Raw genomic sequence first — 15,865 nt, forward strand, 5'->3', positions numbered from 1 at the left:
TGCACATTATTTTTGTTGTAGATAATTATCCTTGTTTTTTGTGTCAACTATTTCAGCTTGTTCAGAGTCTTTAAATTTAGCTTCTAAATCTGAAGAATTTTGTGATTTTGCTGTTCTTTTTGCACTAAATTTACTTGTTTTATTGATCACAACTGGTTCAGAAGCCACACGAATTGCTTTTAATGTTTTACGCACATATAAATAACCTGACAATAAGCTAAACACTAAAGCAACTAATAGTGGTAAATTGATTGGTCATCAAATCCCTCACATAGTAGTGTTGTAGCTTAAACCAGCCACTGATAAATAGGTATAGTCCAATGAAGGTCAAACAATATTTAAAATAAATAATCAAATTAAAGCTAATGAAAGGGTGAAGGTTTTAATTTTGCCTCAAATTGATGCAGCAACATCAACTTTGTGTTCTTTCATCACCACTCTGCACCCGTCAACAACTAAATCTCTAACCACAAATAAAGTAACGATTATATATGAAACAAAACCTTTGCTAATTACTGATAAAAAGATTAAAGCGGCTGTTGTAATAATTTTGTCCGCAATTGGGTCTCACAACTTACCAAAAGAAGTAATCATTTTATTTTTGCGAGCTAAATAACCGTCAAAATAATCAGTAATCATTGCTCCAATAAAAATTGCTAGCAACGATGCAATTAAAATTCTTGATAGGATTTGATAGAATCAATAGCTATCACCATGGAATCTATCTAGCACAATATATAGCGAAGCTATTAACAAAAAAGGGACTAATAATTCAATTCTAACCAGAGTTAATTTATTAGGTAAATTAAGATTTTTTCAATTCATTTTTATAAAATTCCTCAATATTTTTAACAACTTTATCAATTAAATCTTTTTGATTTTGTTGATCAATAAGCAAGTATTCATCTTCAATAAATTTTAATGTTTGCGCTTCATTTTTTCATACAGTTGAACGCTTATCTCTAAGAGTTTCATACGAAAGCATAATTTCTTGACCATCAGGATTATTAATCACGTATTCTTTAAAGTCAGATTCTTGCTGTTGGGCCAATAAATAAGCACGAGCACTGTCAACTATTTCTTTCATTTTGTACTCACCAATGCTTGGCTCAAATTCTTGCAACATTTTTTCGTTTTTAGCAACCAAATGATGTAATTTAATAATTAATTCCTGTTTAACTTCTTGGCTTTTTAAACGATATTGAATTTCCTTTTGCTTGCGTTTTTTCTTATTCAAACTGTCTTTGACAGCAGAATAGATGAAAAAAGCGATTAAAATAGCAATTACTGCACCAAAAATTATTCACATTGTATATGATGGCATGTTACCTCCCTTATTATGAATTACATATTAATTTTAATTATACATTAGTTTAGTGTATCTATAGGTATTCATCATATACTATTTTAGGAGTCTATATGTATAATTAAATTATGAAGATTAATAAAATCGTTAAACTTTTGAGCCCGAGTGCACTATTGCCCTTAATTACACTGTCGACTAGTTGCGATGAACGTGATGAGGAAAGTATTTACCAATCATACAAAAACGTGTTTTTGGATATTGATACTTTTGAAATAACTAAAGGAAAAGACTTTAGTATTGAAGATAACAAAATCAATAAAATCTTGTTGGCTAAAGAGTATTTTTTAAATGATCTGATCCTATATAGAGATTTAAAAAACACTAATGATGCGGCTTCAAAATCAATAATGTATGCAAAAATTACTGAAAATTTCAATAAAATTGAGAATTTGTTAGAAGCAAAATTCAATCAAGAAAAATTTAGTTATGAGTTGCAAAACTATGATGAATTATCAGATCAAATCAAGAGTTTATTAAAAAGTGTTAAGACCAATTTTCACCTATTTTTTTATGTTTTAGATAATCTATTCACAGCGACAAATTATTATTATAAGCTTGCTTTAGAAGATAAAAATACCATGGGACTTGAACTAGTTAACTCCCAGCTAAGCACGCTTATAGAATTTAGCAATGCATTAGTAGAAGACAAAAAACTGGAAAATGCTTTTAAAGCAAACAATAAAATAGAAATAATTAAACAAATATACAATGATGATAAAGTGCAGCTAAACGCAAATTTAGCTCAAGTCAACAGCTACTATGAATATGATCTTATAGATCTTGCTAAACAGCTTGAAAAGTATGGAAATGAAGTCAATAATTTATCAAATTATTGACAGCCACATTTTCTAAATATTGAATACAATATACTGTATCAAAAATATTTGTTGTTTTTGTCCAATTTAGCTTTAAAACGTGTAAATACATATAATCAAAATATTGTAAATTTTGAGCTAGATGGCAAAATTAATCAGTATATAGACACAATATATCCAGCTAATTATATAGAGTATCAAAAAGTGTACGATTCGTACCTAAAATTAACTGATTTTATCTACGAAATAGGTCCCCAAAGTTCACTAAATTTAAAAAAATTAGGCTTGCTTGACCAAACAGAGGCATGAACTAAAAACTTGTCAAAAGCAAACAAAGAATTTAAATCTTGACTAAATAAATTAAATAAAAAGGCTTTTATTAGCATCAATGACAATTTTAAACATGAATTACCTTTTCATTCAAGGTTGCATCCAGAAAAAATTATTTGAACCAATTTATACAACGATTTATCAAAACATTATAAAAATTTTAATTAAAAGCAACGCAATATTGAAATATGCGTTGCTTTTTGTTTAATTTCAAATTGTGTATAGCAATTAATCATCCCAGTCGGTTATATAACTTATTATTGAGTTAAACTCTGATTCACTATTTCATTGAAAATCTAGTCCTTCTCTAGTAATTAACAATGGTGTATTAATATTCAATGTATTTTTATAAAAATCAAAATATTTTAGAAAACTTTGGAAATGAAAATTTAAATCAAAATTTATTCAACGATTAAATGGAGTTACAGCGTTAATATAAACAGTGCTTAAATTATTAATTCCTTTTGCTGCGACTTTATCAGTAATATCTAAATATACTTTTGAGCTTTGTGTATTGTTTTTATAGTCAAAATACTTAATAAAATCAATAAAATTTGACAAATCTGTAATGTTTTCAGTAATGTCTAGCTTAATAAAATTTTTATCATTGTGATCGAATACATCAATATCAAACTTTAGATTGTTTAGTGATTTTTTATTAATGGAAATAGAAATGAAATATTTATCATTGTTTTTTATTATCGCTGTATCTTTAAAACGTAAAGATTCGAAATGATCAAATAAGTAATTATTTCTCATAAGCTTATAATTTTGGATATTGCGTCAAGATTTTTTTATCATCAACAAATCACTGGTATATTTTTTTGGAATTTGTTTGGGGTCTTTTTTGGTGGTTGTATTTGTTTCTTGATAATAAATTGGCAAGCTTGGATCAAGCTTATACTTGATTTCAACTAGATTAGGATAAAACGTTTCAACGCCCAATGTATTTTCGTAAGCGTTCAAAACTGATAGTATTTTGAAATAATTTGCATAATTTTGTGTATTTTGTGAGTTATTTTTAAATAAATTTAAAGCATTATTAGATTTGTAATGAGTAGTTTCAACTACTTTAGAAGAATTTGGCGTTTCCACTTGGGCATCAATGTTATGAAATACATAAAAGTTTTTAAAACGTTCGTATTGATCTATGTATGATAAATAACCTCATACTACTTTTTTATCTTGTAATTCTTTCTTATTATCGCCAAATAAAGAATCCAGCATTTTTATGAGTAATTGATCAAATTTTTTATCTTTATGTTTCTCATGCAAGGCTACAATATAGTGACCCAACATATTACTTCCTCAGTATTTATCGATTTCTTTTTTAGTTAAATTGTAGCTTCATTTCTTCATCAAACGGTCAAAAGGAGAATTTCCGCAAGTATTGCAAGGTTTATTATCTTGGTTTGATGTAACACATGATGCCATTAAAGGTTGAATAAGCAATAAAGGGAGTATTTTTAAATAATGATATTTCATTTTATTCTACTCCTATAAACGCCAGCATTGTTGAGTGTTGTAATAAATATTTAAAATATAACTTTCTAATTTGGTCAACATATTTATAGTATTGGCTTGAATTTGTGTTTCTAGATAGAATTTTATCTCTATATCCGTATCATATATAGTCATCTAAATCCCCAGTTGTATATTGCATATAATTTCACAACGCATTACAATAATAATCCAACTCTTTTAGTAGTATAGTGGTTGATAAAGCGACATCATTTTTTTTAGATTTGACATTGAAATATGTTCTTTCAATGTCACTTAATTTTGAATCGCTTCATCTGGACATAGAATGTGTGTCGACAATATTTAACGTACTATTATCAATATGAGTATTATAGGAATATTTTACTTTAGAATGTAATTTTATATTATCTCTATCTTTTGGTGGGAGTAAATGCATTTTTGAATCGCTAGTTGTCTTAGCATAATCAATAGCCTGTGAAATGAGTTGCTCAAAACCATCGTCAATTAATCCGTAGTCAATAACGTATTGTTCAAAAGGAAAATCCTTAACCAAAATTAATGACGTTGTGATATTCTCTGCATTTGTAATATTTTTTTCATTTAGGGCAAATGCACTACCTGGTTCCGATGCGTCTACAACATTTTTAATGTACTTATTAACGTTTATAACTTGATCATTACTAAATATTTTATGCATTTTAAAGTATTTAGGAATGCCAAAACCTGTCTTACTTTTAGACATATTATCGTTAAATAATTCATCAGAGTTAAGTAGGTATTCTATCGAATTTGGGTTTGGGACATTTTTTGTTTTAGTTGAGTATGTAGAAGAACTCATTAATAAAAGTTTTGCTTCGGCTATAGATAGATTTCTATTTAGATTATGTTGTAGCAACGACAATAATCCTGTAATCATTGGTGCAGCTTTGCTTGTGCCATCGAAATGAATTAGATAATTTATTTTATCCTTAATTAATGTGTCTGCATTAATCGCATAAAGATTTCTAATATTACTTTTGTGTTTTTTTGTGGCATCGATACTAGAGCTATCTTTTGACAAAGAATTACCATATGCCGATATTAATGGAAAATCATTGTGTTCTGAATCATTATGTGATGAGAAGTACATTGCTTTATTTTCAAAATCCACTGCTCCAACATAAATGAAATTCTCACAATATGTTAAATTTTGTCACTTCATATATGATTTATTCAAATACTCAAATTTAAATATTTCAGCGAATATTTTGTTTTTATCAAGACTAACCTTTTTATATTTATTTTTCAATAATAAAAATGAAAGAAATTTTGCATCAAATTCATTAAATAATGATTCATTATAGAATCTGTTTTGTGTGTCTTCATGCATAGAATTAAACGTATTAATAAAACTTAATAAACCTTGAATTAATTGGCTTGTATTTAAATAATTATCTTTAAAGAATGAAACATTTTTTATTACATCTTTGAGTCCAAAATTTGAATTTCCAGAACTTTTAACAATTTTGATATCGTTTTTATAAATGTAATTATTAATTAATCTGTATTGTTGTGTGATTTCTGATTCCTTATATAACAAATTAAAATCTTCGTTTGCAACGTAAAGGTAATCAATTATTAATTCACATAAGTAATGAACTGCGTTCAAAAATTCTATATCAAAATTAAATGTAATATCATTTGTTGGTATTATTGGTTCAAGCTTATCGTTAGGAAATATTACGTTCTTGTAGTATAGGTATGGCGTATTAAAATGTGATAAACTCATATTGAATAATTTAACGCCGTGATTCTCATGCATGAATTTAACTTTTTCAAACAAGTGTGTATATTCTCCATTAATTACATTATTTAAATAGTCATAATAAATTATTGCATCTTTATTAATCCCCAAATCCGTACCTATAATAGAACTCACTGCATATCCATGATTTGATCACGAATTATTTTTTGAATTTTCACGAATATTTATATTAAAATTTTTATTTTTAGAAACTAAATAATCCTTATCTATTCCATCAACCTCGATTATTCCGACCTTATCAAATGATGTGGAATAATACTCATTATTTTTTAAGTGTCGTTTTAATCCTAATTTTTCATAGTATGGTAAATAAATTTTTTTTAGTAGTTCATAGTTGCTTTCGCCTAATTTTTCAATAATTGTGTTCTCATAATTAGTGTTTTTCTCTAATTTGGCAGACACCAAAGTCAATGGTACAAATATTGTTCCCAAAGACATGAATTTAGTAGCGTTTTTTAATTTCATTTATCCCCCTTTAATTAAATTATATTCCTTTATAACAAAAGCAAAATTACAGCATCTCTCAAAGTTATTGAATTGCAAAATCTAAAAAAATAAAAACAAATAAACCTAAAGAATAATATTGATAACAAATAATAATTATAGTAATGGCAATAAATAAAAAAATATTGAAGAGGTTACGTAATTAGTTTTTCACTTTCATAAAATGCAATTAATCCGTGCCGATAAATTACTACTATATCCACCCACATATAGCCATAATGAACAGTTATTATAGTATTAATGTTATAATTATTATGCTTATATAGAATGTAGGGAATATATTTTTTGTAAGCATATTAGATATTAATTCTTTAATATTATTTTTTCGAAAGGGAACAATGAAAAAAAATAAATTATTATTAGGCTCATTCGCAGGTACATTTGCTGCTGCTACACCTATGTTTGCAGTATCATGTGGATCTGCTGAATTTGATGATACTAGAGAGGAGTTACTTTTCCACGTAACATTTTCATCAGGTAGGGAACAATTTAAAGCTCTAGAAGGTGTTATTGAAAAATACAACGAAGTTGTAGCTCAAGAAAAAGAGGCAGCTCAAGCTGCAGTTACAGCATTAAAAACTAAGCTAGAAGCTGAAAAAGACAAAACTAAAAAAGCTGAACTTCAAATACAACTTGATGAAGCTGTTAAAAACGTTCGTACATACATGAGAGTTTCTCTAAAAAACAACGGTTCAGGATATGGAGCGGGTCACAACAACCTATTTAGCTCATTGACAAACAAAGATGTTAAAAGCATTCCAAACATGACAATTAACTACGGTTCAACTATTTCAGAAATTGTTGAGCGTGAAAGAGGAGTGGACTTATCAGACGCCAAAGCATTTGGTGATTTAGCGTTGTCAAGAGACTTATTTGAAACAAGATTTGCTTCAACTAACGACAAAATTCAAGGTGTTAAACCAGGCTTAAATTATTCATTACCATTCCTAAAATCAACCGTTGCATTTGGAATTAATGGTCCTGTTTACAAATATGTTCTAAAAACTTTAAAAGATAATGGATTTACAATTGCTGAATCATTACTAACTAAATTTAAAGTTGATGCAGAAGACTTTAATGCTGACGTTGAAATCATTAAAGGCGAAAACTACTTTGGTGCTGCTAAAGACCAAGCTAAAATTAATGAAATCTTTACAGCTAATAAATACCCTAACAAAACAATTGGTGAAAATGTATTTACAGAATTTAAAACATACATTCAATTCATTACAGATGCAATTCAAATTTTCCAAACTTCATCAGATAAAGATAAATCAACAGTTGCACTATTAGGTATTGACGACCCATCTGGTATTTTAAACACAGTTGTGTACTCAAAACTAAGTGGTGACGATTCAAACATGCTAATGGCTGTTGACACAGATGCTGAAGGTAAAGTTGTTGTTAAATTTGACTCAATTAAAGATGCCAACTCAGAAGCTTACAAAGCTAACCAAGAAGTATTTAACCTAATAACCAAAGCTATTTCAGTAGGTGCTATCAAAATTTATGGTGGTGGTTCATACTCATCAACTGACCAAGTAGTTCACAAAACTGGTGCAAGCTTTGGCTCAACCGCAGGTTACAAATACAATTACATCGATGCTCAAAACGTTAAACCAAACGTAGAATTCTTAGATGTATTAGACCAAAAAAGCAAAAAACCAAAACACTCAATTAGTGTTCAAAACGTTGGTACAGTAAAAACCGTAAAAGAGAAAAAAGTTCTTTCATTTGCTTTTGACAACGAATTCATTAAATCAACAGAAACAACAAAAGATAGATTCTACTACCAAACACAAGCTGCTGACGATGCATTAGTAGATACACTTAAGGCTTTACCTGAAACTCAATACTTAATCAAAGTTGACGTTGCTGACACAGCATTACTGGCCAAAGTTGACGAATACGCAGGTACAGAAGCAACTAAATTATTTGAAAAATTAGGTGTGATAACTGAATTTGAAAAAGGTAAAGACGCCCCTAAACAAAAAGCTCAATGAGCAATTTACAAATTCAAAAAAGCTACAGCTGAAAAAGTAGAAGGCAAATACCAAGTAAATGTACCTACAATTGCCGATACATTACAAAAAGATGAATTAATCACCTTTATTCCACCTCAAAAATACGACGCAAGCTCAACTAAGCTAACTTCATTCTTACAAGGTCCAAACCTATACGTAATTAACAACGGTGAAATTCAAAACAAAGCTACTTTAAGATTCTTAAACTTTGTATTTAAAGACAAAACCCCAAGAGATTACAAATTTGGTAAAAAAACTAAACAAGTTTCAAACTTAGCATTCATTTCAGAAACAGCTTCATACATTATTCCTTACAAAGGATTTGCTCAAGACAATGCTCTTGAAAAAGCAAGACAAGAAAATAAATACCTAGATGAAGCATTCAAATTATTTGCTGACGAAAAAGTTACTTGATACGAAGAGCCAACAAGTAAATGATCAAACTCATTTAGAGAAGTATTCAACTCAACTTACCAAACTGTATCTAAATCAATTCGTGAAAACGGTACCGAGCAAACATTTGAACTGCTTGCAACCAACCTAAAAGCTGCAACCGTAAACTTCAAATAAACCTTAATCTAATTTTTTAAACATTTGTGCCTCAAGCACGAATGTTTAAATTACCATTGAGGCCCATCGAAAGGGAAAATATGAAATTTAAACATTTATCTATGCCACTAGCACTTAGCCTTGCACCTGCCAGTGCACTAGTTAGTGCTTCGTGTGGTGTAAATAACCGGGATTTAACTGCCAATTGAGACATTGAGTTAAACCCACAAATTAAATCTGTCCAAAACTCAGTATTCAAAGCCCAAATTAGTGGTCACGCTGATGGCGACACAGTAGAATTTATTGCTCTAGAATCTAAGCCAAAAATTGGTATTGAAGAGGGGCAAACATATAGACTAAGAATTCATGGTATTGACACGCCTGAAAAAGCTGTTGGAGGCGTTCCTGCGGGTGAAAACGAGCAATTTTGAGCTCGTAAAGCTTCTGATTTTGCCAGCGAACAACTAAAAGATCGTCAAATTATTTACGTTTTTTCAAGCGGAGACAGAGACGCGTACAAGCGTGTTGTTGGTGATGTGTTCTATAAACCAGGCACAGATGTAGGCCAAATCAATGAACCAATGCGTTCATATGGAGTTGAAATTACTCGTGCTGGTTGAACACTGCCTTACACTGGCGACGCTAATAAACTAATAGCTTCTATGTCTATTCCATACACACTTGAATACTACACCTACTACATGTTAGGTGTAGCCCTAAAAGCTGCTTACGATAATAAACGTGGCTTTTATGGTTCAGGTTGATTGCGTAAAAGCCCATACGATTTTGCAAAAATTTACCAGAAAAAACCAATTGGTTCATCATGATTGCCGTTTTGAGCTTACGATTCGGAATCTTACACCAACTCTAAATATGTATTCTACTATGGCGAACGCGTATATAAAGCTGATGGCCACTATGAATAGAAAAGGAATAACATGAGAATAATTAATAAATTAATCAACTTGTTAAAAAAGAAAATCACTAAATACACACCAGAAGATTACCAAGAATACCAACGTATTTTAGACTCAGTCGCTTCACAAAAAGAAGACAAAGACTTACCTGCTATTGAGCTAAAAAACGTATACATTGACTTTGGTGAAACTTTAGCTGTTGATGATGTTAGTTTTAAAATTCCTGAAGGTAAACTAGTTACATTGCTAGGTCCTTCGGGTTCAGGTAAAACTACAGCCCTAAACGCAATTTCGGGTCTGTTAACCATTAGCAGTGGTAAAGTGCGTTTTTATGGCAAAAACGTGACTGCCTTAACTCCACAAAAACGTAAAATCGGTTTTGTGTTCCAAAACTATGCACTTTATCCGCATATGAGTGTGTATGCAAACATTGCTTTCCCACTAAAAAATGACCCTGCATGACAAAATGGAATCATCACTAAAGCACTTATTGCTAAAACTAAAATTAATAACATTTACTTAGCAAAATTAGGTGCTAGCGAGCAAAAACGTGATGAATATTTAAAAAATGTAATCAACACACGTGGCGTACTTGATGAGTTAGAAAGACTTTTATCAAGAGCAATCTCACATCGTAGAAAAGCTTATTCAGCCGCTCAAAGTGCTTACAAATTAGCTTTAAACAAATTTGAAGCTAAATCAACAATTTTAGCCAAAAATGTGTTAGAACGTTTTAGCGATCTAAAGCAAGAATACAAAAAAATTGTTGCTAACTTAAAATACGAAAAAAGTATTGAAAAAGCTAACGGGATTGTACGCGAAGTTAAAGAACCTACTTTAATAAGCGAAATTGAACAAAGTGGACTATTAAAATTCACTCGTCCAACTTCAACAGGCGAGGAACATTTAGCTGATTTAAACGCACTATACGACAAATACGAACACTACGCTCAATTAATTGCTGCTGAAAACAAAATGGACTATAAACTTGAAGACGCAATTAAATTAGCTAAAGTTGAACGTGATTTATTACACGAACAAACTGTATGCAAACACGCAATCAAGTTAATTAAAATTAACGCTGAAAGCGTGGACAAAATTAAACAACTTAAAGACGAACTAGCTCAAGCTAAAAAAGAATTAGCAACCATTAGTAAAGAGCAAGTCAAACGTGCTCAACGTAACATGCGTATTGTGCCAATCATTATGCAACAAGAACATGATCGTTTAGAAAAAGAATTAGACGCAGAATTTAACTTTAAACAAGTTATTACTCAAGATAAAAAACTTCGTAACTTCAACTTAAGTGCTGAAGAAAGAGCCCAAATTGAAGAAATTTCTAAAGATATTATTTCAATTCCTAAAGCTATGCACCGTGACGTGCTTGAAGTTGCTCAACGTGTAAATATTCTGGGAATTTTACAGAAAAAACCAACCAGACTTTCAGGTGGTCAACAGCAACGTGTGTCAATTGCACGTGCGATTGTTAAAAAACCAAAAATTTTATTAATGGATGAGCCTTTATCTAACCTTGATGCCAAATTACGTATCAACACACGTCAATGAATTCGTGAAATTCAACAAAGCTTAGGTATTACAACCGTGTTTGTTACTCACGACCAGGAAGAAGCTATGTCTATTTCTGATATTGTTGTATGTATGTCCACTGCTAAAGTTCAACAAATGGGAACTCCAATGGAGTTATACAACAAACCAGTTAACCAATTCGTGGCACGCTTTTTAGGTATGCCTGAAATGGGTCTATTACCTGGTAAATATGAAAACAACACTTTAAGCGTGATGGGTGTAAAAATTCCAAACATTGTGCTAGAAGGCAAAGATAGCGCTGAAGTTAATGTTGGTGTGCGTGCTGAAGACTATACAATCTTTAGCGATGCAAGCCAAGCTCAATTCCACGGTGAAATTGTAACCGTAGAACAATTTGGTAAAGAATCTAAACTAATTGTTAAATTAGCTGATGGCACCAAATTAAACTTTTTAGTAAACAATAAATACGATTTCAAAGTTGGCGATTCAATTCACTTCAACATTCCTACAAACAGATTACACATTTTCGACGCACTTAGCGAAGAAAGAATCGAATACAATGTTCAATAACTTTTTCCGTGCAAAAAGCTTACAAACTAATAACAAGTTTGTATTCAACTTCTCAGTTGCGCGTCAAGCCAAGAAAAATAACGCAATTAGTGAATCAGTAGTAGATAGACGTACTAACTTCCTAATTGCCTTGATGCTTATTTTACCTGCTTTATCAGTACTGATCACCTTCACTGTTGTTCCTTTCATTAGAAACATCTATTCAGCAGTTACTGTTGAGAGCGCTTCTGGAAGCACTCAATTTGTAGGATTTGACAACGTAGTTTCATTATTTAAACAATTAGAATTTGCTGTCGGTATACGTAACTCGTTTATTTATGGTATTTTAGTGTTGCCACTATCAATGATTATTTCCTTGTTAGTGTCTTCGCTAATAGCCACAGTAATACGTAAAAGAATTAGAGGCTTTTTACAAACTGTATTCTTTTTACCTTACGTTACTAACATCGTTGCTGTTTCGCTAGCCTTTGTGCAAATTTTCCAAACTAATGGTCAATTCAACCAAGTGCTACGCTTCTTTGGTTTTGCAGGCGATACAGACTGATTAGGTGGAACCGATCGAACTGCCTTTAAATCAATGCTAGTTATGCTAATTAATGGTGTTTGAAGCTCGCTAGCTTTCAACATCTTATTGTTCACTACCGCCATGCTGTCAGTGGACAAAAACCTATACCGTTCAGCCGCCATTGATGGCGTAGGTGGAACTAAACAATTCTTCACCATTACCTTGCCTTCAATCAATAAAACTATCACTTTCATTATGACTATGGGAATTATTAATGGTATTAAAGTGTTCCCACTAGCTCTATTCGAAAACAAGCCAGTACTAGCGCTTAATGCTGGTGCTTCAACCATTATGCTATTTATTTACTACTTCGTTAAAGAACAAAACAACTTCGGTTTAGCCGGTGCTGCTTCAATAATTCTTTTCATCATTGGGGTATCATACTCAACCATCATTCGTGCTGGTTTTAGAGCTTTAGCACTAGCTTCAATTAACAAAGGAGAATCTGATGTTTGAAACAAAATTAAAAATTCAGCGGAAATTAGCCAATTTAAAGCTAAAACGCAAGAGAGATTCAGTTACTCTTCAAGTACATGATAGTTCTTTAGCTACTCTTTTAACGAAGTATTTACTAAAATTAATCTTATTAGTATTTTTTGCAATGGTTGTACTAATTCCTTTTGCTTATATGATTTTAATGGGATCGATGGGCAACACTCAAGCCGATCTAGTTAAAAATGGTTCAGCTGGCATTTGACCAACATCATGACAGCTGTGAAGTAACTTGCAATCAGCTTCAACCGGTTCAACAAGCGCCTTTTGACCTTGGACCGCGGGTTGATCAAGAGGATATTTATTCTCATTTGTGTTAACCTTTGCTAACGTTTTAATTTCGATAGTACTTAAAATCTTTATCACAATGCTATTAGGCTATGCCTTCAGCTTGAAAAAATGATATGGTAAAGACTTAATTTGAGGCTTTTTAATGATGCTACTTGTACTACCAGAAGTTGCCTTATTATCAGGACAACAATGAATAGTAGTGCAAATGAATAACGCCATTAAACCTAAAGACACTGACTCATTTGGACTATTTAACTACAACTTGTTTGTTATCGCAATTCCATTTGTGGCTTCAATCTTTAACGCCTTAATGTACCGTAACGCCTTTGAATCAATTCCAAACAGAATTAAAGAAGTTGCCATGGTTGATGGCGCTGTTGGTGCTAAATATTTATTCAAAATTGCCATTCCAATGGTAGCTCCTACCACTTTAACCATTATCATTTTAACCACACTTGCCTCATGAAACTCATATCTATGACCTGCTTTAATTGCTGGTACAGATTATAGAGTTATGTCTGTGTGATTATTCGACGTTGGGGTGGATCACTCTGGTCAAGACCCACGTACTTTCTACAACATTAAAATGGCTGGTGCAATTTTAGTTATTCTACCTATGTTTATTTTCTTCTTTGTTGCTCGTAAGAAAATTATGAATGCGATTAGTCGTCAAGGAAGCACTATTAAAGGATAGAAACCAAATATGAAAAAAGTTAATATTAAAAAATACACATTGACGTGATTATTGATTGGTATTATCGCAGCGATTGTTTCAATTATTTGTGCCATCTTAATTGTGCGTATCAATAACGATATTGAAACAATCACCAACGTAAGAGTGCAAGATAGCATTATGGGTGAATACCGTGCTTATAAAGCTTATGGTATAGGTGTGTTGGCTTTTAGCAGTATTGTACTAACAATTTCAATCGCAATTTGCTTTTTAGGTTTTAAATCTTGAAGCTATAACGCTACTTTATAGGACAAATATGAACAAAAAAATACTTTTCAGCCTTTCACCGCTTACTTTAGCAGCGCCTATTGCTACACTTTCCTGCGTTAATCCATTCGAAGACAATGAAATCATTGCCAAAGCACGTTTCCAAAATTCAAACAACAATATCTTTAATAATAAAACTTATAACGACTTTATCACTTTATTAGACCAAAGCAACATTTACCAAACCGCTCCAGCCGAGCAATACGCTCACGTAAAAACTGTATTTAGCAACGTTTTTAAAAACCTTAATTCTGTGCGATATTTAACGCTAGAACAATTCAACGAAGCTTGAAACATTAGCAATCTAAATATCAACAACACTTTTGTTACTCGTGATGCCCAAGGCAAATTTAACCGCCAAAGTGTCGTGATTAAAAAAGAAGCTTTAGCTTTATTTGTTGAATATTTATTCAGCTCAAGTCCATACGCATACAACTTATTAAACAAAGTTTGAGGCGATAGCAGCCAAGCTAGCGACGAAAAATTATTCTATAAAGACATGCAAGGCTCACAAGCAACTAAAAGCGTTAAAAACGCCTTTAGTCCAGCCGATGTCAACGTCAACACTGAATTAATTATTGCCAATGAATACTCAAATCTTTTCTTTAATGAAGCCTTTAAAAAACAAGCTAACCTAGAAACTTTTAAACAAGCATACCGTAACATTATTTCTGTAGCTAACAAGGTTATTGCTAAATTAGCTGACGCTGAACAATCTACTCTATCAGCTTTAGCGCCAATTTATTACGTATTACAAAACCCTACATTCAACGAATACATTAACCAAAACTACGCCACAGATAAATCAGGTAAATTCGCTATGTTTAAAGCTTCAGCCTTTAAGCAGCTAGAAGCAGTTAAAGAAAGAATTTATGCTTTTGCTGCTAATCCAAGCGAGTATTATCAAGCTAAAAAAGCTTCTCAGCTAATTAACACTGTATTTATCAACAGACACGAAGAAACATTTAATCAACGTGTAGCTCAATACAATAAAGGTATTGGCAAATACGGTTTAAGTGAACTAGTTGCCTTTGCACTTTATTCAATTAATCCAGCCAACATTCAAATCTTAGCCTTTGATAAAGCTGGAACTAAAGAATACTTAATTCAATTTAAGCACGGTGCAAATACATACTTATTTAACCCAGCTGCCGATTTTAAAAACGCTAACGAAAACCAAATTAGCCTTTACACAACCAAAGCAGAATTAAATGCTGCTGGTTATACACTAGTAGATGATTTATTTGGCTCTACTTACGCAAACTCAATTTGAAAATAAACAAAAAAGCCAACTTCAAAGTTGGTTTTCCCAAATTGTATATTCAAGTGCAACACTTAGTAATATAATACTGGTGTTGCATTTTTAATAAAAAAATGCCCTATCTACTGGTACTAGAAAGGACATAAATGAATTATAGTAAAAAATATTCTCATATTGATAAAAATCAAAGATTCTTGATCGAAAATCTTAGATATAAGAATTTTTCAATTAGAGAAATAGCTTCGATTTTACATGTTTCTCCTTCAACAATATCGAGAGAGTTGAAGAGAAATTCAGATAATAATGGTAATTACTTGTCAAATATCGCGGATATAAAAGCCAAAAAC

Annotated in this window: 13 protein-coding genes; 9 read left to right on the plus strand and 4 right to left on the minus strand. The window is 31.3% G+C overall.

The features are described from left to right. Window positions 1–6: 6 nt before the first annotated feature. Window positions 7–825 carry a CDP-diacylglycerol--glycerol-3-phosphate 3-phosphatidyltransferase gene (pgsA, locus tag T329_RS0102085; RefSeq protein WP_084273869.1) on the minus strand — a complete coding sequence of 273 codons (819 nt, stop codon included), beginning with the start codon at window positions 823–825 and terminating at the stop codon, window positions 7–9. After that, window positions 806–1,324 (minus strand): MHJ_0274 family protein, encoded by a 519-nt coding sequence (locus T329_RS0102090; RefSeq protein ID WP_029608793.1) that lies wholly within the window; start codon window positions 1,322–1,324, stop codon window positions 806–808. Before T329_RS0102090 ends, pgsA begins: the two co-directional genes overlap by 20 nt. A gap of 110 nt (window positions 1,325–1,434) precedes the next feature. Between T329_RS0102090 and T329_RS0102095 the strand changes: the two genes are divergently transcribed. Then, a complete protein-coding gene (locus T329_RS0102095; RefSeq protein WP_029608794.1) occupies window positions 1,435–2,679 on the plus strand; it encodes a hypothetical protein in 1,245 nt (414 codons plus the stop codon). A gap of 60 nt (window positions 2,680–2,739) precedes the next feature. Here T329_RS0102095 and T329_RS0102100 read toward each other — a convergent pair whose 3' ends face one another. Then, window positions 2,740–3,996: a hypothetical protein gene (locus T329_RS0102100; protein ID WP_029608795.1), complete on the minus strand. Its 1,257-nt coding sequence runs from the start codon at window positions 3,994–3,996 to the stop codon at window positions 2,740–2,742. A 1-nt stretch (window position 3,997) separates the two neighbouring features. Continuing rightward, window positions 3,998–6,262 carry a S8 family serine peptidase gene (locus tag T329_RS03785; protein ID WP_029608796.1) on the minus strand — a complete coding sequence of 755 codons (2,265 nt, stop codon included), beginning with the start codon at window positions 6,260–6,262 and terminating at the stop codon, window positions 3,998–4,000. A gap of 377 nt (window positions 6,263–6,639) precedes the next feature. On the opposite strand from T329_RS03785, the gene T329_RS0102110 reads away from it, so the two are divergent. From T329_RS0102110 to T329_RS03845, 8 genes are all read left to right on the plus strand, one after another. Further along, window positions 6,640–8,895 (plus strand): P68 family surface lipoprotein, encoded by a 2,256-nt coding sequence (locus T329_RS0102110; protein WP_029608797.1) that lies wholly within the window; start codon window positions 6,640–6,642, stop codon window positions 8,893–8,895. Window positions 8,896–8,975: 80 nt separating this feature from the next. After that, on the plus strand, window positions 8,976–9,800 hold the full coding sequence (locus T329_RS0102115; protein WP_029608798.1) for a thermonuclease family protein: 825 nt from the start codon (window positions 8,976–8,978) through the stop codon (window positions 9,798–9,800). A 12-nt stretch (window positions 9,801–9,812) separates the two neighbouring features. Next, window positions 9,813–11,909 (plus strand): ATP-binding cassette domain-containing protein, encoded by a 2,097-nt coding sequence (locus T329_RS0102120; protein WP_029608799.1) that lies wholly within the window; start codon window positions 9,813–9,815, stop codon window positions 11,907–11,909. Next, window positions 11,899–13,014, plus strand: coding sequence for a carbohydrate ABC transporter permease (locus T329_RS0102125; protein WP_051630136.1), 1,116 nt, complete (start codon window positions 11,899–11,901; stop codon window positions 13,012–13,014). The genes T329_RS0102120 and T329_RS0102125 overlap by 11 nt, the downstream gene beginning before the upstream one ends. Continuing rightward, window positions 12,923–13,951: a carbohydrate ABC transporter permease gene (locus T329_RS0102130; protein ID WP_029608801.1), complete on the plus strand. Its 1,029-nt coding sequence runs from the start codon at window positions 12,923–12,925 to the stop codon at window positions 13,949–13,951. The genes T329_RS0102125 and T329_RS0102130 overlap by 92 nt, the downstream gene beginning before the upstream one ends. Before the next feature lie 9 nt (window positions 13,952–13,960). Further along, window positions 13,961–14,239, plus strand: a complete 279-nt coding sequence (locus T329_RS0102135; RefSeq protein ID WP_029608802.1) for a hypothetical protein — start codon at window positions 13,961–13,963, stop codon at window positions 14,237–14,239. Between the two features lie 7 nt (window positions 14,240–14,246). Continuing rightward, the gene (locus tag T329_RS0102140; RefSeq protein ID WP_029608803.1) at window positions 14,247–15,536 is read left to right on the plus strand and encodes a hypothetical protein; all 1,290 of its coding nucleotides are present in this window, start codon (window positions 14,247–14,249) and stop codon (window positions 15,534–15,536) included. A 128-nt stretch (window positions 15,537–15,664) separates the two neighbouring features. Continuing rightward, on the plus strand, window positions 15,665–15,865 hold a 201-nt coding region (locus T329_RS03845), incomplete at its 3' end, for a helix-turn-helix domain-containing protein (RefSeq protein WP_029608804.1).

Source organism: Mycoplasma simbae ATCC 49888, from assembly GCF_000702705.1.
Classification (GTDB): Bacteria; Bacillota_I; Bacilli_A; order Mycoplasmatales; family Metamycoplasmataceae; genus Mycoplasmopsis; species Mycoplasmopsis simbae.